Annotated in this window: 20 protein-coding genes; 9 read left to right on the top strand and 11 right to left on the bottom strand. The window is 68.7% G+C overall.

Going from position 1 to position 22,971, the window contains the following annotated elements:
- The first annotated feature begins 78 nt into the window (after positions 1–78).
- The gene (locus QH470_RS25990; RefSeq protein WP_483243952.1) at positions 79–3,192 is read left to right on the top strand and encodes an ATP-binding protein; all 3,114 of its coding nucleotides are present in this window, start codon (positions 79–81) and stop codon (positions 3,190–3,192) included.
- A gap of 18 nt (positions 3,193–3,210) precedes the next feature.
- Here QH470_RS25990 and QH470_RS25985 read toward each other — a convergent pair whose 3' ends face one another.
- The 5 genes from QH470_RS25985 to QH470_RS25965 all read right to left on the bottom strand — a co-directional run bounded on the left by QH470_RS25985 (position 3,211) and on the right by QH470_RS25965 (position 9,136).
- The gene (locus tag QH470_RS25985) at positions 3,211–4,293 is read right to left on the bottom strand and encodes an acyl-CoA dehydrogenase family protein (RefSeq protein WP_280274967.1); all 1,083 of its coding nucleotides are present in this window, start codon (positions 4,291–4,293) and stop codon (positions 3,211–3,213) included.
- Positions 4,290–5,294: an acyl-CoA dehydrogenase family protein gene (locus QH470_RS25980; protein ID WP_280274966.1), complete on the bottom strand. Its 1,005-nt coding sequence runs from the start codon at positions 5,292–5,294 to the stop codon at positions 4,290–4,292. The genes QH470_RS25985 and QH470_RS25980 overlap by 4 nt, the downstream gene beginning before the upstream one ends.
- Before the next feature lie 63 nt (positions 5,295–5,357).
- Positions 5,358–6,488 carry an acyl-CoA dehydrogenase family protein gene (locus tag QH470_RS25975; RefSeq protein WP_280274965.1) on the bottom strand — a complete coding sequence of 377 codons (1,131 nt, stop codon included), beginning with the start codon at positions 6,486–6,488 and terminating at the stop codon, positions 5,358–5,360.
- A complete protein-coding gene (locus tag QH470_RS25970; RefSeq protein WP_280274964.1) occupies positions 6,489–7,397 on the bottom strand; it encodes an enoyl-CoA hydratase in 909 nt (302 codons plus the stop codon). It lies immediately after the preceding gene.
- Positions 7,394–9,136 carry an AMP-binding protein gene (locus QH470_RS25965; protein ID WP_280274963.1) on the bottom strand — a complete coding sequence of 581 codons (1,743 nt, stop codon included), beginning with the start codon at positions 9,134–9,136 and terminating at the stop codon, positions 7,394–7,396. The genes QH470_RS25970 and QH470_RS25965 overlap by 4 nt, the downstream gene beginning before the upstream one ends.
- Before the next feature lie 88 nt (positions 9,137–9,224).
- Between QH470_RS25965 and QH470_RS25960 the strand changes: the two genes are divergently transcribed.
- From QH470_RS25960 to QH470_RS25935, 6 genes are all read left to right on the top strand, one after another.
- Entirely contained in the window at positions 9,225–10,427 is a 1,203-nt protein-coding gene (locus QH470_RS25960; RefSeq protein ID WP_280274971.1) for an acyl-CoA dehydrogenase family protein, read from the top strand.
- Between the two features lie 13 nt (positions 10,428–10,440).
- Positions 10,441–11,235 carry an SDR family oxidoreductase gene (locus QH470_RS25955; protein ID WP_280274962.1) on the top strand — a complete coding sequence of 265 codons (795 nt, stop codon included), beginning with the start codon at positions 10,441–10,443 and terminating at the stop codon, positions 11,233–11,235.
- A gap of 102 nt (positions 11,236–11,337) precedes the next feature.
- Positions 11,338–12,072, top strand: coding sequence for a hypothetical protein (locus QH470_RS25950; RefSeq protein ID WP_280274961.1), 735 nt, complete (start codon positions 11,338–11,340; stop codon positions 12,070–12,072).
- A gap of 86 nt (positions 12,073–12,158) precedes the next feature.
- Positions 12,159–12,770 (top strand): TetR/AcrR family transcriptional regulator, encoded by a 612-nt coding sequence (locus QH470_RS25945; protein ID WP_280274960.1) that lies wholly within the window; start codon positions 12,159–12,161, stop codon positions 12,768–12,770.
- 48 nt (positions 12,771–12,818) lie between these two features.
- A complete protein-coding gene (locus tag QH470_RS25940; protein ID WP_280274970.1) occupies positions 12,819–13,970 on the top strand; it encodes an acetyl-CoA C-acetyltransferase in 1,152 nt (383 codons plus the stop codon).
- Between the two features lie 29 nt (positions 13,971–13,999).
- Positions 14,000–16,081, top strand: a complete 2,082-nt coding sequence (locus QH470_RS25935; protein WP_280274959.1) for a molybdopterin-containing oxidoreductase family protein — start codon at positions 14,000–14,002, stop codon at positions 16,079–16,081.
- Here QH470_RS25935 and QH470_RS25930 read toward each other — a convergent pair.
- The 5 genes from QH470_RS25930 to QH470_RS25910 are packed head-to-tail and all read right to left on the bottom strand — an operon-like array spanning position 16,003 to position 19,944.
- Positions 16,003–16,455 carry an MmyB family transcriptional regulator gene (locus tag QH470_RS25930; protein WP_280274958.1) on the bottom strand — a complete coding sequence of 151 codons (453 nt, stop codon included), beginning with the start codon at positions 16,453–16,455 and terminating at the stop codon, positions 16,003–16,005. The genes QH470_RS25935 and QH470_RS25930 overlap by 79 nt on opposite strands.
- 9 nt (positions 16,456–16,464) lie before the next feature.
- Entirely contained in the window at positions 16,465–17,553 is a 1,089-nt protein-coding gene (locus QH470_RS25925) for an NAD(P)H-dependent flavin oxidoreductase (RefSeq protein WP_280274957.1), read from the bottom strand.
- The gene (locus QH470_RS25920) at positions 17,550–18,305 is read right to left on the bottom strand and encodes a CoA-transferase subunit beta (protein WP_280274956.1); all 756 of its coding nucleotides are present in this window, start codon (positions 18,303–18,305) and stop codon (positions 17,550–17,552) included. Before QH470_RS25920 ends, QH470_RS25925 begins: the two co-directional genes overlap by 4 nt.
- Positions 18,302–19,180 carry a CoA transferase subunit A gene (locus tag QH470_RS25915; RefSeq protein WP_280274955.1) on the bottom strand — a complete coding sequence of 293 codons (879 nt, stop codon included), beginning with the start codon at positions 19,178–19,180 and terminating at the stop codon, positions 18,302–18,304. Before QH470_RS25915 ends, QH470_RS25920 begins: the two co-directional genes overlap by 4 nt.
- Positions 19,180–19,944, bottom strand: coding sequence for an enoyl-CoA hydratase family protein (locus QH470_RS25910; RefSeq protein WP_280274954.1), 765 nt, complete (start codon positions 19,942–19,944; stop codon positions 19,180–19,182). Before QH470_RS25910 ends, QH470_RS25915 begins: the two co-directional genes overlap by 1 nt.
- Positions 19,945–19,994: 50 nt before the next feature.
- Between QH470_RS25910 and QH470_RS25905 the strand changes: the two genes are divergently transcribed.
- Both QH470_RS25905 and QH470_RS25900 read left to right on the top strand, forming a co-directional pair.
- Positions 19,995–20,801 carry an SDR family oxidoreductase gene (locus QH470_RS25905; RefSeq protein WP_425302782.1) on the top strand — a complete coding sequence of 269 codons (807 nt, stop codon included), beginning with the start codon at positions 19,995–19,997 and terminating at the stop codon, positions 20,799–20,801.
- An 11-nt stretch (positions 20,802–20,812) separates the two neighbouring features.
- Complete coding sequence (locus QH470_RS25900) at positions 20,813–21,730, top strand: SDR family oxidoreductase (RefSeq protein ID WP_280274953.1); 918 nt, start codon at positions 20,813–20,815, stop codon at positions 21,728–21,730.
- A 616-nt stretch (positions 21,731–22,346) separates the two neighbouring features.
- Here the strand turns inward: QH470_RS25900 and QH470_RS25895 are convergent.
- Positions 22,347–22,796 carry a hypothetical protein gene (locus tag QH470_RS25895; RefSeq protein WP_280274952.1) on the bottom strand — a complete coding sequence of 150 codons (450 nt, stop codon included), beginning with the start codon at positions 22,794–22,796 and terminating at the stop codon, positions 22,347–22,349.
- Positions 22,797–22,971 lie beyond the last annotated feature (175 nt).

The following is a 22,971-nucleotide window of genomic DNA, read 5'->3' as shown; positions in this document are numbered from 1 at the left end:
GAGGGTGCCGAAGTCCGTCAGTTCATCGAGGAAGTATTCGAGGAATATATTTCGTGGGCTCGCCGAACGCCGGTGACGATGCTGCCGCGCGATACCACCGGTAGCTTGCCGGGTGACTTCGCGTCGACCTACGAAAAGGATGGCTTGCGGATCGGATTTGTCGGTGTCAACACGGCTTTTCGTCATATCTCGGATTGGGCGCAGGAAGGTGTGCTGAGTGTACCGCCCGCGCTGGTGCAGTCCGCCTGCGGCGGCAACCTTCCGAAATGGTCACAGCATAACGACGTGTCGATACTGCTCACGCACCACCCGTTGAGCTGGTTGTCGAATGCCGCCGAGGTGCGCGACGTGGTTTTCAACGGCGCCACTACCGTGCGGCTGCATCTGTGCGGGCATCTGCATCTCGAGAAATATCGATTGGAAGGAGTGCAGACCGAAGCTCAGCATTTCATCCATCAGGGCCAGTCGCTCTTCGGCGCCGAGTGGGATAACTCGAACAACAAGTACAGTCGTGAACACGGCTACGCTGTGATAACCATCAGGAAAGACATTTCCGGAGTCACGGCGCGGATATGGCCGAGAAGTATCTCCACCACGCAGATCGGTACGTCGCAATTCGATCGAAGTCCTACCTTCGGGCTGAAGCCGGGTGAGATATCCACACGCGCGCACAACCTCACAATTGCGAATCCGCGATCGGCCTCGACGCCACATCCGACGGGCAGGCCGACGCCGCTGAAGCCTGTGAAAGAGCTGGCGGCGAGCGACGGATACAGTAGAGAAGAAGTGCAGAAACGTTTCTTCGAAACGGTGCGTTCCGGCGGAATGACGGCGGTGCTCGGTGATATCGCCGCTATCGACGGAGAGGGTGCGGAGACGCCGTTCAAAGCCTTTCGGTCGGAGGCGTCGAGTAATCTGGGTCTCGGCAATGTGGACGATGACCATGCATCATCGCAGATGCTGTTTCACACCCTTAAAGGTAAGGACGCCGCCACCGCACGGGCCTTGTTGCGAAAACACTTCGGGCAGCCGTCGGACGCCATGGTGAGTTTGACTCACCGCGTACTGTCCGGACCGTGGGCCGCCGTCCTGAATCTGTCTCCGCTCGCTGCGGTGGACAAACTACGGTCGGTCCCGGGCTTGAAGCCGCTGGACTACAGCGTCGTCGACGCCACGACGGCGCCCTATCGATTGCCGGGTGTGACGGACAGATTCCTCTACCACATGAACGGAGTGGTCGCCGATGACGGGACGGGTGATATCAGGTTCGGCACGGAAGCTCCGGCATCCGAACATTACGGGGCCTGGACCAGATTCTCCGCACAGCTACTGGCGCGATCCACCGTCGTATTCCTGACGGATTCGATCGCATACACCGACCTGTGGGCCTATATAACCCGGCGCAGCGCAACCAACGACAGAATCAGGCCTGCGGCGTTTCTGGTGTGTCCGAACCTACCCAAGGTCTACGAGGCGGCGCTGTCGACCTATGGCGTTCAATGGATCCGATCCTCCGTCGCAGAGTTCGCCAATTCCTGCCTGTCCACATCGAATCAGAAAGTATCCGAGGGACTCGACAGAATCTCACGACGACGTAGCCGCCAGAGTGCGGGGATCGATCTGTCGGTGCGGGCGAAAACGCTGCACGCGGGCCCGGGGCGGCGCGAATATCTACGGGGTCTGGAGCCCAAGTGGGGCGACGTGGTGGACAGGATACCGGCGGAGTTGTCGGTACTGGACAGGCTCGAGGAGAGAATCGATAAATGCAGTCCGGGTGACATACTGGTGGTGTCCGGAACGGCCGGGTCGGGCCGTACGACAACCCTGATGCAAATCGCGCTCCGACTGGTTGCTAAGGGCGTCGCGGTCGGGTGGGTAGGGTCACGGTCGGGGCAGCAGATAAGTCGAATTTCCAGCATAGTCGACAAGGTGGACGCCGATGTCTACGAGGTGATAATCGTCGACGACGCCGACGGCTTCGGTGATTGGGCGGAGCGGCTGCTGAGCGATCTGGCCAAATACCGGAAGAAGCGCAGAATCGTCATCGCCGGCGTTAGATCGGTCTGGTACAACATGATAGAAACGGTGCCCGGCCTCAAACGCTTCGACGACAGAAATCTCACGGTGGGTGATGCGGCCCGGCTCGTCGCGAAACTCCGTGACCATAATATGGTGCCCAACCGGCGCTGGTCCGATCGAGACCTGAGCGACATGCTGATGAAGGATTCCGAAGGTCAGCTGCTCGTCGGAATGATGCAGATAACTTACGGTCTCTCCCTCGCCAAGAGAATATCCAGTGAATGTGATTCGCTCGTCGATCTGGACCTGAGCATTTACGGCGCGGCCGCATTGGCTACCGCGGAGAGCGGTGTGATCACTCCGGATATCGCCATGGAATCGGCGGACGGTGACCCCAATCTGAAATGGGAGGCGCTGAATCGTCTGGAGGACAGCGGACTGATGCAGAGCGTCGACGGCGGAATATACTACGCCGTGCGCCACCGGGTCATTGCCGAGGAGGTGCGGAAGTACCTGCAGAAACGCGGGATCTTCTCGTCGGTGCTGGCCGGAACATTGCGTGCTTACGCCGCAGCGGCCAGCGACCGCCCCGACAATTCCCTGCCGGAGCGCCGAGTGCTCATCGCGCTCATGAACCATTCCTACATGATCCGTATGAGGTTGTCGGTACAGGATGTCAGGGATATCTATGAGAGTGTCGAATATCTGCTGGACAACGACTTTCACTACTGGCTGCAGCGGGGCTCTTACGAACTCGAGAAAGGCGCTCCGGCCCTCGCGCTGAACGCGTTGATGACGGCCCGCACGCTCGAGGGTGGAGAAGACGACAGCAAGGTCCTGACGACGTTCGCCCGTGTCCGTCTCCAGATGGCGAGAAAGAGCCGGTCGCTGGAGTCGGCCGCCTTGGCCGTGGATGCCGTCCAAGACCTGTTCAAGGTGATCGCGATCGACGGTGTACTGGCGCCGCACACCTTTGTGATCCTCGCCGATGAAGCGGTCCCATGGCTGGTGGAGGCGCATATCGGCCGGACGGAGCTGATGGCGTTGGCACGAAAGGCAATGGAGCTCCTCGACTTCGCGAAGCGTCTCGACGAATCCAACATGGATGTGATGCGCGCTCGTCGAAAGGCTCTTGCAGATCTGGGACGGTTGATCAACGAACTGGAGAAGTAGCCTGCGACCCTCGGTGTCTCAGGCCGGGCGGGCCAAGGGGCGGACCGGGGCGCCGAAGAGTTGGGCGTCGGCGTGGGCGCGCTTGAAGTAGAGATGGGCCTCGTGTTCCCAGGTGATGGCGATGCCGCCGTGCATCTGGACCATCTCGCCGGTGACCGCGCTGTAGGCGTGGGAGCAGTGGATGCGGGCGGCGGCGAGGTCGAGGGCCGCGTCGGGGTGCACGGGCGCCGGTGCCGTCGCGCCGGTGCGTTCGGGCAGCCCGGCGATGGCGGCGTAGGCGGCCGAGCGGGCCGACTCCACCAGCACGTACATGTCGGCCATGCGGTGCTTGAGGGCCTGGAAGCTGCCGATCGGGCGGCCGAACTGCACGCGGGACCGGGTGTAGTCGACGGTCAGCTGCAAACACTGGTCCGCGGCCCCGACCTGCTCGGCGGCCACCGCCGCCCAGGCGATGTCGCGCAGCAGGGTCGTCACGGTGGCCGGGTCGCCGCCGAGCGCGCGGCCGGGGGCGCCGTCGAAGGTGATCTCGGTGAGCTTGCGGGTCGGGTCCATCGTCGGCGCGGTCGCGCGGGTGATTTCGGTTGCCGCGGCGTCGATTTCGTACAGTCCGGCGGAGGTGAGCACGATCAGCGTGTCTGCGGCGAGCCCGTCGAGTACGTAATGCGCTGTGCCGGTGAGCTTTCCGTTATCCACTCGGACGCCGAAGTCGTCCCAGCCGCGCGGACCGGCCCAGCACAGTGCGAGCGTGCGGGCGCCCTCGGCCACTTCGGGCAGCAGTCGTTCGCAGGCCTCGGCATTGCCGGACCACAGCAGGGCCTGCGTTCCGAGCACCGCCGAGCCGAGCATGGGCGGCGCGTGCAGGGTGCGGCCCAGCTCCTCGACCACGACCAGCGCGGCCCCGACCCCCGCGCCGATACCGCCGTATTCCTCCGGAATCGCCAGTGCCGCTACACCGACCTGCTCGCACAGCAGCTGCCACAGCCGCTCGTCGTAACCGCGCTCGCTGTCGATCGCGCGCCGCAGCACGTCCCGGTCCCCGTGCTTGGCCAGCACGGCCCGCACCGTCGCGGCGAGTTCCTGCAACTCCGCTGCGCTGCTCATACCCGGCTCCCCGTCTCTTCCCGCAGTGCCGCACCGACTCGGGCGCGATGGAATTCCGCTGTGCCCCAGGCGGACCGGAGCGCGGTGACCTTCGTCAGCCACAGCGACAGATCGAACTCGGCGGTGTAGCCGATGGCGCCGTGCACCTGCAATGCGATGCGGGCCGTGCGGTAGGCCGCGTCGGCGCAGGCCAGCTTGGCCGCCGACACGTCGCGGGCGCGGTCCGGTGAATCTAGGCTCAGCGCGGCGCGATACAGCAGCGGCTCGGCCATCTCCAGGCCGATCAGCGCATTCGCCAGATGATGCTTGATCGCCTGGTACTGCCCGATCGGCTTACCGAATTGGTGCCGCTGCTTGACGTAGGCCACGCTCGTCTCCAGCAGTGTCCGCCCCGCGCCGAGGACCTGCGCCGCGGCGGCGAGCGCCCCGGCGTCGAACGCGGCGTCGATGGCCGCGCGCACCGTATCGCCCTCGGCCACAACGTCATCCGCCACCACGGTGAACAACCGCCGCGCCGCGTCGACCGAGCGGACGTGGTCTGCCCGGTGCCCCACCAACAGCCGGTCACCGTCGGCGACCAGCACCACCTCGGCGGTGTCGGCGTCCACCGCGGGTGCGTCCGGGGACAGCGCGATCGTGCCGAGCGCCTGGCCCTCGGCGAAGGCGGGCAGCCACCGCCGGGCCAGCGCGGTATCCGGAAGCGCTTGCAGCAGTGTGGGAATCACCGCCGCCGTCTCCACCAGCGGACCGGGCACGGCCGCCCGGCCGAGTTCCTGCAGCGCCACCACCAGGTCGATCGGCTCGGCGCCCATGCCGCCGTGGTCCTCGTCGACGGCCAGTCCCAGCGCGCCCGCCCCGGCCAGCTGGCGGATCAGCCCGCGGCCGCCGCGGTGGTCACCACCGCTCCAGGCGCGAATGATCCGGGGCGTCCCGGCCGCGTCGCACATCTTGCGCAGGCTGTCGGCGAAGTCCCGTTGTTCGGGGGAGAGGGCGAATCTCATCGAGCGGTCCAATCGAAGGGCGGGTGGTACTGGGTGGTTCGAGTGCGCATGCGTCGTGCACCCCTACCGCGGCAGGCCGAGCAGCCGCTCGGCGATGATGTTGCGCTGAATCTCGTTGGTGCCCGCGTAGATCGGGCCCGCCAGCGAGAACAGGTAACCGTCGGTCCAGCCGCTGCTCTGCTCGGCGGCGGGGCCGAGCAGGTCCAGGGCGGTCTCGTGCATGGCGATGTCGAGTTCGGACCAGAACAGCTTGTTCACCGAGGACTCCGCGCCGAGCTTGCCGCCCTCGGTCAGCCGGGTGACCGTCGCCAGGGTGTTCAGCCGGTAGGCCTCCGCGCCGACCCAGGCGTCCACCACGCGGTCGCGCGCCGCGGTGTCGGCCGCGTCGGAGGTGTTGCGCCACAGCTCGATCAGCCGCCGCGCGGTCGCGTTGAACCGGCCCGGACTGCGCAGCGAGAGTCCGCGCTCGTTGCTGGAGGTGCTCATCGCCACCCGCCAGCCCTCGTTCGGCGTGCCGATCACATCGCGATCCGGGACGAACACGTTGTCCAGGAAGATCTCCGCGAATCCGGGTTCCCCGTCGAGTTGCGGGATGGGCCGCACCGTGACGCCGTCCGCGGACAGCGGGAACATCACATAGGTGAGGCCGCGATGCCGCTCGGCCTCGGGATCGCTGCGGAACAATCCGAACGCCCAATCCGCGTACGCCGCACGCGAACTCCACGTCTTCTGCCCGTTGAGCACCCAGCCGCCGTTGGCGCGCCGGGCGGTCGACCGAATGCCCGCGAGGTCGCTGCCGGCCTCCGGTTCCGACCACGCCTGCGCCCAGATGTCGTCGCCGCGGGCCATGCGCGGCAGGATGCGCGCCAGCTGCTCCGGTGTGCCGTGCTCGAACAGCGTCGGCGCGAGCAGGAAGATGCCGTTCTGGCTGACCCGTCCGGGCGCGCCGGCGGCGTAGTACTCCTCCTCGAAGAGCACCCACTCCAGCAGCGACGCGTCGCGGCCGCCGTGCTCGCGCGGCCACGACACCACCGACAGCCGAGCGTCGGCCAGGGTGCGCTCCCAGGCGCGGTGCGCCTCGAACCCGGCGCGGGTGTCCATCGACGGCAGCGGCGCGGCGGGGACGTTGGCGCGCAGGAACTCCCGGACCTCGAGCCGGAACTCCTCGACAGCGACGTCGTAGTCCAGATCCATCTACTTCATCCCGTTCTGCTCGGTGTGGTCGGCGGTCGCACTCGCCTTCATCGACTCGGCGGTCATGCCGCCCAGCGAGTCCGTGCCGACCTCGGCGTTGTGCGCGTGCGCGAAGTGGTGCAGGCCGAACACCGCGTCCATGCCCGCGCGCATCCCCATCAGGTCCTCGCACTGGTTGACGGCCTTCTTGGTCAGCGCCAGCCCGAATTGCGGCATGGCCGAGATCTTCTCGGCCAGCTCCAGGGCGTGCGTCAGCAACTCCTCGCGCGGCACAACGCGATTCACCATGCCCCACTCGTAAGCCTGTGCGGCGGTGAACCGGTCGCCGGTGTACAGCATCTCCTTGGCGCGGCGCGGGCCGAGCATCCAAGGATGGGCGAAGTACTCCACACCCGGAATCCCCATGCGCACCACGGGATCGGCGAAGAAGGCGTCCTCGGCGGCCACGATCAGATCGCAGGACCAGGCCAGCATCAGCCCGCCGGCGATGCAGGCGCCCTGCACGACCGCGAGGGTGGGCTTGGGGATCTCGCGCCAGCGACGGCACATCCCGAGGTACACCTCGGACTCCCGGGCGAAGCGCTGGTCGCCGCCGGCCCGGTCGACGTGGTCCCACCACAGCACGGCCTTGTTGTCGTAGTGCGCCCGGTGGTCGCGGCCCGGGGTGCCGATGTCGTGCCCGGCGGAGAAGTGTTCGCCGTTGCCCGCCAGGATGATCGCCTTCACCTCGGCGTCGGCCACGGCACGCGCGAAGGCCGCGTCGAGGGCGTAGGTCATCACCGAGTTCTGCGCGTTGCGGTACCGCGGCCGGTTCATCGTGACGACGGCGACCGGTCCGCGGCGCTCGTAGGTGACGACCTCGCCCTCGTCGGGGCCGTCTCCACTCGGCTGCACACCATCGGTTGTCACGAAATCTCCTCACGTAGTTGCCGTTTGAGCACTTTCCCGGCGGCGCTGTAGGGCAGCTGGTCGCGGAACTCGACGTAACGCGGCACCTTGAAATTCGCCAGCGTGCGTTTGGCGTGGTCGAGCACGTCGTCCGCGGTGAGTGTGGCGCCGGACCGGCGCACGATGTAGGCCTTGCCGACCTCGCCCATCCGCTCGTCCGGCACGCCGATGACCGCGGATTCGGCGACGCCGTCCAGCCGGGCCAGCGCCTGCTCCACCTCGGCCGGATAGACGTTGAAGCCACCGGCGATGTACATGTCCTTGAGCCGGTCGGTGATCTTCAGGTAGCCGCGGTCGTCGAGCACGCCGACGTCGCCGGTGTGCAGCCAGCCGTCGGCGTCGATGGTCTCGGCGGTGTGCTCGGGATCGTCGAGATAGCCGAGCATGACGTTGGGGCCGCGCAGCAGCACCTCGCCGTTGTCGGCGATGCGCAGCTCGAATCCGGCGATCGGTCCGCCGGAGGTGTTGGCGATGGTCTCGGCGTCGTCGTCGGGGCGGCACATGGTGCCGAAGCCGGCCGACTCGGACAGGCCGTACGCCGTCACCACGACATCGAATTGCAGGTCGGTGCGCATTCTTTCGACCAGCACCACCGGCACGGTCGCGGCGCCGGTGACGGCGACCCGCAGGCTGCTCAGGTCGGACGTGGCGCGGGCCGGGTGGTCCAGGATGGTCTGGTAGATCGTCGGCGGTCCGGTCAGCACGGTGATGCGCTGCTCGTGCACCAGGCGCATCGTCTCCGGCACGTCGAAGGTGGCCTGCGGCACGATCGTCGCACCGGTGACCACGCAGGCCAGCATGGCCGCCTTGTAGCCGAAGTTGTGGAAGAACGGCGGGATCACCAGATAGCGGTCGGAACTGTTCAGCGTGGCGCACTCCACCCATGCCCGCACCACGTCCAGGGCCTGGCGATGTGCGACCAGCGTGCCCTTGCTGCGCCCGGTCGTGCCGGAGGTGAACAGGATGTCCGAAATATCCTCGGGGTCAACGGATTCCGCGCGTGCGATCACCTCGTCGGGTGAGACCTGAGCGGCGAGTCCCGCCAGCTCCGCCCATCGGACGACAGCAGCCGTGTGACTCTGATCCGTCCCCCCGTCATCCCGGCGTGGAACTGTTCCCTCGTCATCCCGGCGTGCTTTTGGCCGGTATCCATATGTGGATCCCGGCAAAAAGCGTGCCGGAATGACGAGGGCGGTGTCGACGAGGGCGGTGTCGACGGGGGCGGTGTCGACGGGGGCGGTGTCGACCGAGGTGGTGTCGACGGACATGTCCGAGTCGGTGTCCCCCGGCATCACGATCACCGTATCGATCACCAGACTCGGTGCCGCCGAACGCAATTCCGCCGCGCGATCGCGCCCGAGGAACGGCCCCGTGACGAACAGCGCCTTCGCGTGCACCCGGCCCAGCACATCGGCCGCCTCTTCGGCGACGTAGCGGGTGTTCAGCGGCACCAGGGCGGCGCCGGCGTAGTGCGCGGCCAGCGCGGCCACCACCCAGTGGAACGTATTGGGCGCCCAGATGGCGACCCGGTCGCCGGGCTCGACGCCGCGGGCCAGCAGCGCCCCGGCCGTCCGCCGGACCGCGTCGAGCAGCTGCGTCCAGCTCAGGCGCACGTCGCCGTCGATGACCGCGGTCGCGGCACCGTGCCGGCGGGCCGCCTCGTGCAGGGCGAGGGGAGTGGTCTGCGCAGGGGTTGTCACGGTCGTCCTCCCGCGGCGAGCCGCGAAGTCGGAAATCTGTCGGTTAACAAGCAAGTGCTTGGTAGGTTACTCTACCGGAGTGAGTGTGATCCAGACCCACGATTCGGGTACCGCGGCGGAATCCTCCCAGGATGCCGAATTCCGCGCCGACGTGCGCGAATGGCTGGCCGAGAAGCTGCACGGGGAGTTTCGCGAACTGCGCGGCCTGGGCGGGCCCGGTCGCGAGCACGAGGCCTTCGACGAGCGGCTGGAGTGGGATCGCCACCTCGCCGCGGCCGGCTGGACCTGCCTCGGCTGGCCCCGGCAGTACGGCGGCCGCGAGGCCACGCTGCGCCAGCAGGTGATCTTCCACGAGGAGTACGCCAAGGCCGACGCGCCGAGCCGGGTCTCGCACCTGGGCGAGGAACTGCTGGGCCCGACACTGCTGGCCTTCGGCACCGAGGAGCAGAAGCAGCGCTTCCTGCCCGGCATCAAGACCGTCACCGAGCTGTGGTGCCAGGGCTACTCCGAGCCCGGCGCCGGGTCCGACCTGGCGGCCGTCACCACCTCGGCGCGGCGCGACGGCGACGAGTGGGCGATCAACGGCCAGAAGATCTGGACCTCGTTGGCGCACGTCGCCGACTGGTGCTTCGCGATCTGCCGCACCGAGCCCGGCTCGTCCCGGCACCAGGGGCTGTCCTACCTGCTCGTGCCGATGAAACAGCCCGGTGTCGAGGTGCGGCCGATCATCCAGCTCACCGGCACCGCGGAATTCAACGAGGTGTTCTTCGACAACGCCCGTACCGCGGCCGATCTGGTGGTCGGCGAGCCTGGCGAGGGCTGGCGGGTCGCGATGGGCACGCTGACCTTCGAACGCGGCATCTCCACCGTCGGCCAGCAGATCCGGTTCGCGCGCGAGTTGGCCGATCTGGAAGCGATGGCGAAAGACAATGGCGCGCTGGACGATCCGGTGCTCGCCGAGCGGATCGATCAGGCGTGGGTGGGTCTGCGGGTGCTGCGCGCGCACGCGCTGCGCACCCTCGAATCGGCGCACGACACCGTCGACGCGCGGACCGCGGCGGGCCAGGCGTCGGTGTCGAAGCTGTTGTGGGCCAACTGGCATCGCGGTCTGGGCGAACTCGCCATGGACGTATTGGGCGCGCCCGGCCTCATCGCCCTGCCCGACGATCTGAACGAATGGCAGCGGCTGTTCCTGTTCAGCCGCGCCGACACCATCTACGGCGGTTCGAACGAAGTGCAGCGCAACATCATCTCCGAACGCGTGCTCGGCCTGCCGCGTGAGGCTCGCTAGGAAGGACCATCCTGTGACAGACCTTTCCGTTGCGCCCCAGCCGGTTTCCGGCCACGGCCTGCTCGCCGGGCGGACCGCGGTGGTGACCGCCGCCGCGGGCACCGGCATCGGTTCGGCGACCGCGCGGCGCCTGCTCGACGAGGGCGCCGACGTCGTCGTCTCCGACTGGCACGAGCGGCGATTGAAGCAGACCGAGGAAGAACTGGCCGCCGCCCACCCGGACCGCCGGGTGGCCGCGGTGGTCTGCGACGTCACCAGCACCGAGCAGGTCGACGAGCTGATCCGCGCGGCCGCGGAACGCTTGGGCCGCATCGACATTCTGGTCAACAACGCCGGATTGGGCGGCGAGACACCGGTGGTCGACATGACCGACGAGCAGTGGGACCGCGTCCTCGACATCACCCTCAACGGCACCTTCCGCTGTACTCGCGCGGCGCTGAACTACTTCCGCTCCGCGGGCCACGGCGGCGTCATCGTGAACAACGCCAGCGTGCTCGGCTGGCGCGCCCAGCACGGCCAGGCCCACTACGCCGCCGCCAAGGCGGGCGTGATGGCGCTGACCCGCTGCAGCGCGGTGGAGGCCGCGGAACTCGGGGTGCGCATCAACGCGGTCGCGCCGAGCATCGCCCGGCATCCGTTCCTGGACAAGGTCACCTCCGCCGACCTGCTGGACCGGCTGGCGGCCGGTGAGGCGTTCGGGCGCGCGGCCGAGCCGTGGGAGGTGGCGGCCACCATCGCCATGCTCGCCAGCGACTACACCTCGTACCTCACCGGCGAGGTGGTCTCGGTGAGCAGCCAGCGCGCCTGACGAGCGTCCGCGGCGACCACGGAAAATGGGTGGCGCCGACCAGGCCCGGGTGTGCAATCCTGAGGGAGGCCGGTTCCTAATTTCTCGAAGGGACCACCATCCATGGGACTGGACCGTCGTCAGGAAGACAACGAAGAAACCGAAGTCGAGCTGGTGCGTGAGGCAGTGCTGGCCCGGCGGCGGCTGGACAGTGTCGTGCTGGCCGCACTCACTCTCGGCGCCGAACTTCTCGACCACACCTCCGAATACGCGACCGCGATGCGGGCCGCGCAGATTCTCGCGGCGTACTCGGTGGACGAGGCCGACGTCGCTCGGGATCCGCAGGCTGCGCTGCGCTCGGACATGACACGCGACCGGTTGCGCGCCCAGCGCATCGGCCTGTTGCCGCCCGGCGTGGACGACACCGACTCGGCCCGGCGCCGGCGCAAACAGACCGCGCTGCTCTGCGAGGTGCGCTCGGATCTACTCGCGGTGGTGCGGCGCTGCCGGGGGCTCAGCTTCGACCGCGACGCGTTCGCCGACGGCATCGCCGAGGGGCTGTGTGCCGCGACCGACAAGCTGGTGGTCGGCGCCGATATGGAGACCTACCGCGCGTGGCAGCGCGGCATGGTGCTGAAGATCAGCGAGGTGCCCACGCCGGGCGGTCCGCCGCGGGCGATGGCGACCGTCGACGCGGGGCCGGGCCGGGGTCCGCTCACGGTCGAATGGGACAGCTGCGAGCGGCGGCTGGCGTTGGTCGCGCGGATGGCGCGGGCCGGTGTGTCGCCGGTGGCAATCTGCGATCGGCTGCTCGCGGACCTGTCGGTGTCCTCGCCGCTGCGCTTCTCGATCCGCTGAGCGTGCGGTGGTCCGAGCCCGGAGCGCGGTGGAGCATGTCGCTGAGCGCGATGGACCAAGCAAACGCTTGGTTGTACGATGGGCGGGTGCCCGTAGCTGACGCATCCAAATCCGCACGTCGCAACGAACTGCTCGCCCTGGCGGCCGGTCTGTTCGCCGAACGCGGGCTGCGTGCGACCACGGTCCGGGACATCGCCGACGCGGCCGGGATTCTATCCGGCAGTCTCTACCACCACTTCGACTCCAAGGAATCGATGGTGGACGAGATCCTGCGCGGCTTCCTGGACGACCTGTTCGGCCGCTATCGCGAGATCGCCGCCTCGGGCCTGCCGGCGCGAGACACGCTGGAGGCGTTGGTGATCGCGTCCTACGAATCCTTCGACCGCTGGCACGCCGCCGTGGCCATCTACCAAGCCGAGGCCAAAAGGCTCAGCGGCACACCACGTTTCGAGTACATCGAACAGTACAACAAGGAATTCCGCGAGCTGTGGCACCAGGTGCTCAGCCGCGGTGTCGGCGACGGCAGCTTCCGCCCCGAACTGGATATCGAACTGGCATACCGCTTTCTGCGCGACACCGTGTGGGTGGCCGTGCGCTGGTACCAGCCCGGTGGCCGGATCACCGTGGACAACCTCGCCAAGCAATACCTCACCATCGTGCTGGACGGACTCACCAATCCCGAAGCGCAACTCGAGTAGGAGTCGTCAGATATGTCTGCACCGTCTGCCCGCCGTCGGTACGCACCTCTGCGGGAGGCGTACGTCATCGATGCCGTGCGCACTCCGATCGGCAAGCGCGGCGGCGCGCTCGCCGGCGTGCACCCGGCCGACCTGGGCGCGGCCGCCCTGCAGGGGCTGCTGGGCCGCAACGCGATCGACCCGATCCAGGTCGACGACGTGATCCTGGGCTGTGTCGACGCGATCGGCCCGCAGGCCGGCAATATCGCGCGCACCGCCTGGCTGGCCGCCGGTTACCCCGAGGCCGTTCCGGGTGTCACCGTGGACCGGCAGTGCGGATCGAGTCAGCAGGCCGTGAATTTCGGCGCGCAGGCCATCATGAGCGGCACCGCGGAGGTGATCGTCGCGGGCGGCGTGCAGAACATGAGCGCCATCCCGATCTCGGCGGCGATGCTGGCCGGCAAGGAGTACGGCTTCGAATCGCCGTTCGTCGGCGCGCAGGGCTGGGACCACCGCTACGGCACCGGTGAGGTGTCGCAGTTCCACGGCGCGCAGCTGATCGCCGAGAAGTGGGACATCAGCCGCGAGGACATGGAGCGCTGGGCGTTGCGCAGCCACGAACGCGCCCGCAAGGCCATCGCCGAGGGCAAGTTCGACCGCGAGATCGTGCCGGTCGGCGACTTCTGGATCGACGAGGGCCCGCGCGAGACCAGCCTGGAGAAGATGGCCGGACTGAAGCCGCTGAGCGAGGGCAGCCGCCTCACCGCGGCCGTCGCGAGCCAGATCTCCGACGGCGCCAGCGCGACGCTGCTGGCCTCGGACTGGGCGGTCGAGGAGTTCGGGCTGCGGCCGCGGGCGCGCATCCATCACGTGAGCGCGCGCGGCGCCGACCCGATCTACATGCTCACGGCCCCGATCCCCGCGACCAAGTGGGCGCTGGAGAAGACGGGCCTGACGATCGACGACATCGACGTCGTGGAGATCAACGAGGCCTTCGCCCCCGTGGTGCTGGCCTGGCTGAAGGAGACCGGCGCCGACCCGGACAAGGTCAACGTCAACGGCGGCGCCATCGCCCTCGGCCACCCCCTGGGCGCGACGGGCGCGAAGCTGTTCGCCACCCTGCTCAACGAGTTGGAGCGGGTCAACGGCCGCTACGGCCTGCTCACCATCTGCGAGGGTGGCGGCACCGCCAACGTCACCATCATCGAGCGCCTGAGCTGACTCGCGGACAGACCCCTACCATCGGTGGGGTGAAGGTGCTGGGTGCGTGCCCGCTGGACTGCCCCGACGCGTGCTCCTGGGTGGTGACCGTCGAGGACGGCCGGGCGGTCGGTCTGCGGGGCAACCGGGAACATCCGGTGACCCGCGGCGCGCTGTGCGTGAAGGTGAACCGGTATCTCGAGCAGTTGCACGCGCCGGGTCGGATCACGTATCCGATGCGGCGCGTCGGTGCCAAGGGCGAGGGCCGATTCGAGCGGATCAGCTGGGACGAGGCGCTCGACGAGATCGCCACGCGGCTGGGCGGGATCATCGACGAGTACGGCGGCGAGGCCATCTGGCCGTTCCACGGCACCGGTAGCCTCGGCTATATCCAAGGGCTGGAAGGCTTTTCGGGGCGGCGGTTCTTCAATGTGCTGGGCTCGTCGCTGCACGACCCGACCATCTGCTCGATCTCGGGAACGCTGGGGATGAAATACACGCTCGGCACCTCGGGCGGGATGGACCCGGAGGATTTCGCGCGCTCGAAGCTGATCCTGCTGTGGGGCACCAACCCCCTCACCTCCGGCCACCACGTCTGGAAGTTCATCCAGGACAGCGGCGCCTACACCGTCGCGATCGATCCGGTCCGCACCCGCACCGCCGAACGCTGTGACGAGCACCTCGCGCCGCTGCCCGGCACCGACGCCGCGCTGGCACTCGGCCTGATGCACGTGATCGTGTCGATGGGCGCGCACGACACCGGTTTCCTCGCCGCACACACCGAGGGCTGGGTTGAATTCCGCACCCGCATAGCCGAATTCACGCCGGAGCGGGTCGCGGAGATCACCGGCCTGCCGCAGCAGCGGATCGAGGCGCTCGGCGAGCGGATCGCCCGCACCCGGCCCACCGCGATCCGCGCCTCCCAGGGCATCCAGCGGCATGCGGGTGGCGGCATGGCGCTGCGCACCCTGGCCTGTCTGCCGGGCGTCACCGGCGACTGGGCGATTCCCGGTGGCGGACTGCACTATTCGACTACCGGCCACTTCAAGCTGAACCTGCCGGAGCTGGTGCGGTTCGACCTGTTGCCGAAACCGGTGCGGATGCTGTCGCAGACGCGGATCGGCGACGGCCTGCTCACGGTCGACGACCCACCGGTCAAGGCGCTGTTCGTGATCGCCGCCAACCCGGTCGGCTCCAACCCGGACCAGGGCCGGGTGATCGCGGGACTGTCTCGCGAGGACCTGTTCACCGTTGTGCTGGAACACTTTCCGACCGATACCGTGGACTACGCCGACATCGTGCTGCCCGCCACCATGCAGCCCGAACATCTGGACGTGCTGGCCGCCTACGGGAACATGTACCTGGTGTGGAACGAGCCGGCGGTGGCGCCGCCCGGCGAATGCCTGTCCACCACAGAGACATTCCGCCGCCTGGCCCGGCGGATGAACCTGGACGAGCCGTCCCTCTACGATTCCGACGAGGACCTGGCTCGGCTGCTGCTGAAGGATTTCGATGTCGAGCGACTGCGCGCGGACGGCTTCCTGCGCGTCGAGCCGGGCCCGGTGCCCGCGGACAAGCTGAACTTCCGCTCCGCGCGTGCGGAAATGGCGGGCCACGATCCCTTACCCGGCTACACGCCGCCTGCGGAGCTGGTCGGCCGGGATTTGTTGGCGAGTGATACGCCACCTGCGGATGCGGGAGATGGGCTCGTCCTGATTTCCGCGGCCTCCCACTACTTCCTGAACACCACGTTCGGAAACAACCCCGAACTGCGCCGCCGCGCGGGCGATTCCCGCATCACCCTGCATCCCGAGGACGCGGCCGCCCGCGATATCTCCGACGGCACACCGGTTCTCGTGTCGAACGCGCGCGGCGCCTTCGAGGCGACGGCCGAGATCTCCGACCGTGTCCGCCCTGGCGTCGCCGCCACCACCAAGGGCCGCTGGGCCAAGTTCACCGGCGGCGCCACCGTCAATGCCACCATCGCCGAACGCGACTCCGACTTCGGCGGCGGCGCCGTCTTCCACGACAACCGGGTGCGGGTCACCCCGCGTCAGGACGCCGGTGCGCCGGCGGCCGAACCGATTCGGCGGAACACCGCGTCGGCGGGCGAGCCGGGATCGGCGCAGTAGAGGATCATGCGCTGGTCGGTGTCGGAGATGTGCAGGACCTGGCATTCGAATTCCAGCGGGCCGAACACCGGGTGCCGCACGTTCTTGCGGTGGCCGCGCCGCACCTCGACCTCGTGCTCGGACCACATCCGGGCGAAACGCGGTGCGGTGCCGAGCAATTCGGTGACCAGCTCGGCCAGTGCGCGATTGCCGGGATAGCGCGCGTAGGCGGCGCAGATCGGCGACGGCGGACCGTCGAGCAGGGCGCGGAGCCGATCGTGCACCTGGCCGCGCTGCCCGAGGACGGGCCGACCGGGCAGCTCTGGGGACATCTGGGGTGCGGCGGACGGTGACGAGTACGGCGTGCTGCCCTGGTGATCGAGCACCCTCGCCACGTCCGGGGTCTACGACCCGGGTGCCGCGTTCGCGCCGTCGCGCAGCGCGGCGAGCGCATCGATGCGCGCCGCCGCGTCGCCGACTATGCGATCGATGAGTTCCCGCACCGTGGGCAGGTCCTCGATGACGCCGGTGACCTGTCCGGCCGCCAGCACACCCGCCTGGGTGTTGCCCTCGACCAGCCCGGCCTTCAGCAGCATCGGGGTGTTGGCGGCCATGACCACCTGAGACCAGCTGAGGTCCTTGGCCTTTCGCATGGCCAGGCCGTCGCGGACGATGGTCGACCACTTCATCCCGGTCATGCTCTTGAACTTGGTGGCGTTCGATACCGCGGCCGCCAGCCCGCGCCACCGGCCCGAATGTTCCAGCCGGTCCACGAGTTCGGTGTTCAGTACCCGGTGCGGCATGCCGTCCACCTTCAGCGACACCACGGTGTCCTGCAGTCCGCGCCGCAGGTACTCCCGCTTCACCGCGTCCGGCACCGTGCTCTCCTGGGTGAGCAGGAACCGCGTGCCCATCGCGACTCCGGCCGCGCCGTAGGCCAGCGCGGCGGCCAGCCCGCGACCGTCGAAGAAGCCGCCGGCCGCCACCACCGGGATGTCCACGGCGTCGAGCACGGACGGCAGCAGCAGCGTGGTGGCGACCGGCCCGGTGTGCCCGCCGCCCTCGCCGCCCTGCACGATCACCGCGTCGGCGCCCCAGGAGGCGACCTTCACCGCGTGTTTGGCCGCACCGATCGACGGCACCACCACCACACCGGCGTCCTTGAGCCGCGCGATGAGTTCCCGCTTCGGCGCCAGTGCGAACGACGCCACCCGGACCTGCTCGCGGATCAGCAGTTCGATCCGCTCGGGGGCATCGGTGGCGTCGGCGCGGATGTTGACGCCGAATGGTTTGTCGGTGTGCGCCTTGGTTTTCGCGATCGCCGCCTCGAGTTCCGCGAAGGTCATCGTGGCCGACGCCAGGATGCCGAGCCCGCCCGCGTCGGCGGTGGCGGCGACCAGGCGTGGTCCGGCCACCCAGCCCATGCCGGTCTGTACGACCGGATGTTCGATGCCGACCAGGTCGGTGAGCGCGGTCCTGATCCGGGCGGTCATCGGACCTCCTTGTCCCGAATGCCCTTGGGGTCCAGCACGGTTCGGATGATCCGCAGTTCCTCGTCGGTGGGCCACCTGGTGACCGGCGCGGATTCCAGCTCGGCCACCTCGAACGAGGTGTTCTCCGCGACCTCGTCGGCGGTCACGCCCGGGTGCAGCGACAGCGCCCGCAACGTGTGGCCGGGGCCGCCGAAGTCGAACACACCGAGGTTGCTCACCACGCGGTGCAGGTGATGGAACCGGAACGCCGGATTCTCGGGGTCGATGCGGTCGTAACCGACACCGCACACGATGTCGACCTGCTCGCAGAACACCCGCTTGCCGTGCCGCGGTACGAAGTAGCTGGTGGCGTGGTTGATGGTATTGCCGGGCGCGCCACGCACGCCGAACATCTGGCGATTCGGCTGCTGCAGCGGACCGAACGCCGACAGGTTCTGATTGCCGAACCGATCGATCTGGTTGGCGCCCATGACGACGTGCCGTCGCCCGGAGGCCACCACGTCGAAGACCTTGCCGAACGGAATCCAGCCCTCCGCAGGGGCTTTCGCGCCCAGTGCGGGGGTCTCGGCGAGCAGCACCGACTCACCGTCGGAGATCAGCAGATCCGGTTCGAAGGTCAGCCGTGCCAGTCGCGCGCCGATCGTCGGCGTGGGCGACATCGGGCTGGCCATGATTTCCCCTGCGCCACGGAAGATCTCGGCGCACGCGACCGCGCACACCTCGGCCCGGGTCGCGGTGGTGGTGTCGGTCATCGGCGCTCCTCTGCGAATTCGCGGACCGCGGCCTGGTATTCGTCCTCGGTGACGTCCAGGTACCGGGATTTGAACGCGGCCCAGGTCTCGGGCTCCCCGGCCGCCTCGACGTAGTGCCGCTGGAACCGCTCGTCGCGGCCGTAGCTGCCGGAGAAGGTGAAGTGTGCGCCGCCCGGGGCCTCGACCACGCCGTCGACCATCATCCGGTTGAGGATGATCGCCTGCTGCGGAACGGCTTTCACCAGTTCCTCGGTATCCACCAGCCGGTCCACCGACAGGAAGCGGCGCTCGGCGGCCAGGCAGTACAGATCGTCCATGTAGGGGTCGACGCCGGTGTAGGCGGCGTTGCCGTGTCGGTCACCGAGGTCCAGGTGCACGAAGGCGGCGTCCAGCGTCAGGGCGGGCATGGCGACGAGCGTCTCGGTGCGGCCGTCGGCGTCGGGGTACGGCGAGGACACCGTGCGCAGGTCGCCCTCCCAGAACTTCAGGACGTCCGAGCCCAGCCCGGCGCGGATCGGCAGAAACGGCAGCCGGGCCGCCGCGGCCTGCAAACCGCACTTCACCATGCCCTCGTCCATCTCGCGGACCACGATCTCGCCGCCGGTGCGCGCCTTGGCGAACCACGGATCGTAGAACGGCGCCGAGTCCAGCGACACGAAGCCGTAGTAGGCCTTGCGCACCTTGCCCGCCGAACACAACAGCCCCAGATCCGGCCCGCCGTAGGTGACCACGGTCAGATCGGTGACGTCGGAACGCAACAGCGCGCGCACGAAGGCCAGCGGCTTGCGCCGGGAGCCCCAGCCGCCGATGCCGATCGTCATGCCGCTGCGCAGCTGCCCGACCGCCTCGTCGAGCGTTGTTCGCTTGTCGCGCATCAATTTCCACCCCGTTTCGCCGCCAGGTCCTCGTCGAACTTGGCGCGGATCTCGTCGGACACTCCGGCCAGGTTCAGCTCGAAGGTGAAGCCCTGCTCGTACCGGTAGCTGCGGTGCACGTCCTGCACGTCGATGCCGTTGAGGGCGCGCTTGGCGGCCCGGATGACCCGGCCGTCCTTCGCGGCGATACTCTTGGCGACTTCCAGTGCGGCCGAGTCCAATTCGGTGCGCGGCACCACCTTGTGCACCGACCCGAAGTGATGCAGCTGCTGCGCGGTGACCGTGCTCGCGGTGTAGAACAGCGTCCGCATCATGTGCTGCGGCACCAGCCGGGCCAGATGGGTGGCCGCGCCCAGCGCGCCGCGCTCCACCTCGGGCAGTCCGAAGGTGGCGTCGTCGGAGGCGACGATGACGTCGGCATTGCCCACCAGGCCGATGCCGCCGCCGAGACAGAATCCGTTGACCGCCGCGATCACCGGTACCTGGCAGTCGTACACCGCGCCGAACGCCGCGTAGCAGCCGTGATTGGCATCGATGAGGGTCTGGTGGCCCGGATTGCGCTGGATCTCCTTGATATCCACGCCCGCGTTGAAGCCGCGGCCCTCGGCGCGCAGCACCACCACCTTGGTCTCCGGATCGCGCCCGGCCGCCGTGACGGCGTCGGCCAGATCGAACCAACCGGCCGTGGGCAGCGCGTTGACCGGCGGATAGTCGATCGTGACGACCTCGATGCCCGAGGTCTCGGTGTGACGGTTGATCCCCATCGCATGTCCATTCGTTGGCCAAACAAGCAAGTGCTTGGTAGGTTATCACGGTGGCAATCGAAGTGGACCTGTCCGGATCCGTCGCCCTGGTCACCGGCGGCGTGCGGGGAGTGGGCGCCGGTATCAGCCGGGTATTCCTGGATGCGGGCGCGACCGTGGTGACCTGCGCGCGCCGCCCCGCCGACACCCCCGTCACCAGCTCCGGCCGCACGGCGGAGTTCCTGCCGTGCGACGTGCGCGACGGCGACTCGGTGCGGACCCTGATCGATACCGTCGTGGAGCGGTACGGCCGCCTCGATCACGTGGTCAACAACGCCGGCGGGGCGCCGTTCGCGCTCGCCGCCGAGGCCAGCGACAACTTTCATTCGAAGATCGTAGAGCTGAATCTGCTTGCGCCACTGTTGGTTTCGCGTGCGGCCAATGCGGTGATGCAGGAGCAGCCCGGCGGCGGTTCGATCGTGATGGTCTCCAGTGTGAGCGGCTTCCGGCCCTCGCCCGGCACCGCCGCCTACGGTGCGGCCAAGGCCGGGATCAACCACCTCGTCGCCTCGCTGGCGGTGGAGTGGGCGCCGAAGGTGCGGGTCAATTCGATGATCGTGGGCATGGTGCGCACCGAATCCAGCCACCTGCACTACGGCGACGAGGCGGGGATCGCCGCGGTCGGCGCGACCGTCCCGCTGGGGCGGCTGGCCGCGCCCGAGGAGATCGGCAAGGTGGCCCTGTTCCTGGCCTCGCCGCTGGCCGGTTACGTCAGCGGCGGGTCGCTGCTGGTGCACGGCGGCGGCGAACGGCCGGCGTTCCTGGCCGCGGCCACGGCCAACGACGCGTCGAAAACCCACGCAGCACAATCGAAATGAGAGCGACGAACATGGCAGACAACACCGACCGGATCTGTGCGGGCCGCACCGTCATCGTGACGGGTGCGGGCGGGGGCATCGGCCGCGCGCACGCGCTCGCCTTCGCCGCCGCCGGCGCCAATGTGGTGGTCAACGACCTCGGCGCGGAATTGGACGGCACGCCCCGGGCGGATTCCCCGGCGGCCCAGGTCGTAGAGGAGATCCTCGAACTCGGCGGCAAGGCGGTGGTCAACGGGGACGACGTCGCCGATTGGGCAGGTGCGCAGCGGCTGATCGATCAGGCCGTGCAGACCTTCGGCGGCCTGGACGTGCTGGTCAACAATGCCGGGATCGTTCGCGACCGGATGCTGGTGAACCTGTCCGAGGAGGAGTGGGACGCGGTCGTGCGGGTGCACCTCAAGGGCCACTTCGCCACCATGCGGCATGCCGCGCAGTACTGGCGCGCGGAGTCGAAGGCCGGACGCCCGGTCGACGCCCGCATCGTCAACACCAGCTCGGGGGCCGGTCTCCAGGGCAGCGTCGGCCAGGGCAACTACGGCGCCGCCAAGGCGGGGATCGCGGCGCTGACCATCACCGCGGCCGCGGAGTTCGCGCGCTACGGGGTCACGGTGAACGCCATCGCGCCGAGCGCCCGGACCCGGATGACCGAGACGGTCTTCGCCGACATGATGGCCAAGCCCGAGGACGGCTTCGACGCGATGGCCCCGGAGAACATCTCGCCGCTGGTGGTCTGGCTGGGCAGCCCGGATTCGGCGGGTGTGACCGGCCGCATGTTCGAGGTGGAGGGCGGCAAGGTGGCCCTGGCCGACGGCTGGCGGCACGGTTCGCCGGTGGATCGCGGCGCCCGCTGGGAGCCCGCGGAGCTGGGCGCAGTGGTGCGCGAGCTGATTGCCAAGGCGACGCCGCCGGAGCCGGTGTACGGCGCCTGATCCTTCCCCTGCCCGACACGAACGACCGAATCGCACGACGCGCCGCACCCTTCCCCGCGGTTTCGATCCGGCGCCCGGTCGGTGTCGAATGACCTTGTGCGAGTTGTGAGGAACCGGGTGTGGCCCGGCTGTTGCCGAGGTCCGAGCCTCGGCGCGGCGGGCGCATCCGGCTCGTCGTTCCCGCCCGGGCCGTCCCGGCGGGGTCGATAGACGTGCATACCCGGTGGTGGGGCACGTCACACGATCCCACTGCGGGAGCAAACACCCGGCAGTTATGATGATCGGCGTCCGTTGTATTCCCGGATGTAGAGGCGACCGGGTTGAAGATCTGCGCTGAACGATGAGGGGAAGGCAAGCGCATGACCGTTGGTCGCATAGCGCGCGTAGCGGCAGTTGCCGGAATAGTCGCCGGTTGCGGCCTGCTGGGGCCCCTCGCGGCGCAGGCACAGCCCAATGGCGGCTGTCCGCAGTGCGCCCCCTTCGGCTCGGGCGATGGTGACAGCGGCGCGCCCCTGAGCATTCCCGGGCGATCCGGCGCGGGCGATCCACCCCGATACCAGGGGCCGCAGGGCCAGTCCTCGCAGGATCGAGCCCCGCAATACCAGTCTTCGCAGGATCAAGCCTCGCAGGGCCCGATGTCGCGGGACGGCGTCGCACAGGCCCCGTCCTCGCCGGGATCTCCGAACTCGTCGCGGCAGTCACCCTCGGCCGATCCGACCGCTCGGGACGCGGCCGCGGGTATCGGGCTGCTGGAGCTGCCGTCGCTGCTCGGTACGGGTTCCGCCAGTATTCTCGGCACCGGTTCGGCGGCGGTGGGTTCGGCCGCGGCCACCGGATCCGCGGCGGTCGGTGGAACCGGTTCCGCCGCAGTGGGTTCCGCGGGAGCGGCCACCGGTTCGGCGGTCCTCGGCACGGGCTCCGCGGCGGTGGACACCGGCTCGGCCGCGCTCGGTTCCGCGGTGGGCGGGACGGGCTCGGCACTGGCCGGCGCCGGTTCGGTAGTCGGCCCCGCACTCGCGGGCACCGGCTCCGCCACCGCGTCCGCACTGGGCGCCCTCTTCAGCACCGGTTCCGCCGCAACAAGTTCCGCGGCCGTGGGGCCCCGCCGGCGGCATGCCGCCCGGCGCCGCACCCGCTCGGCCCCCCCCCGGACCCCCCCCCCGGGGACCGGGAGGGGGGTTGACCCCAAGCCCGGGCACCGGTTCACCCTTGGCATTCGTGGACCGGACCAGCAACTCGAT

The sequence above is a fragment of the Nocardia wallacei genome (assembly GCF_029868745.1).
GTDB classification, from domain to species: Bacteria; Actinomycetota; Actinomycetes; order Mycobacteriales; family Mycobacteriaceae; genus Nocardia; species Nocardia wallacei_B.
This window is presented reverse-complemented; position numbering and strand designations above follow the sequence as displayed.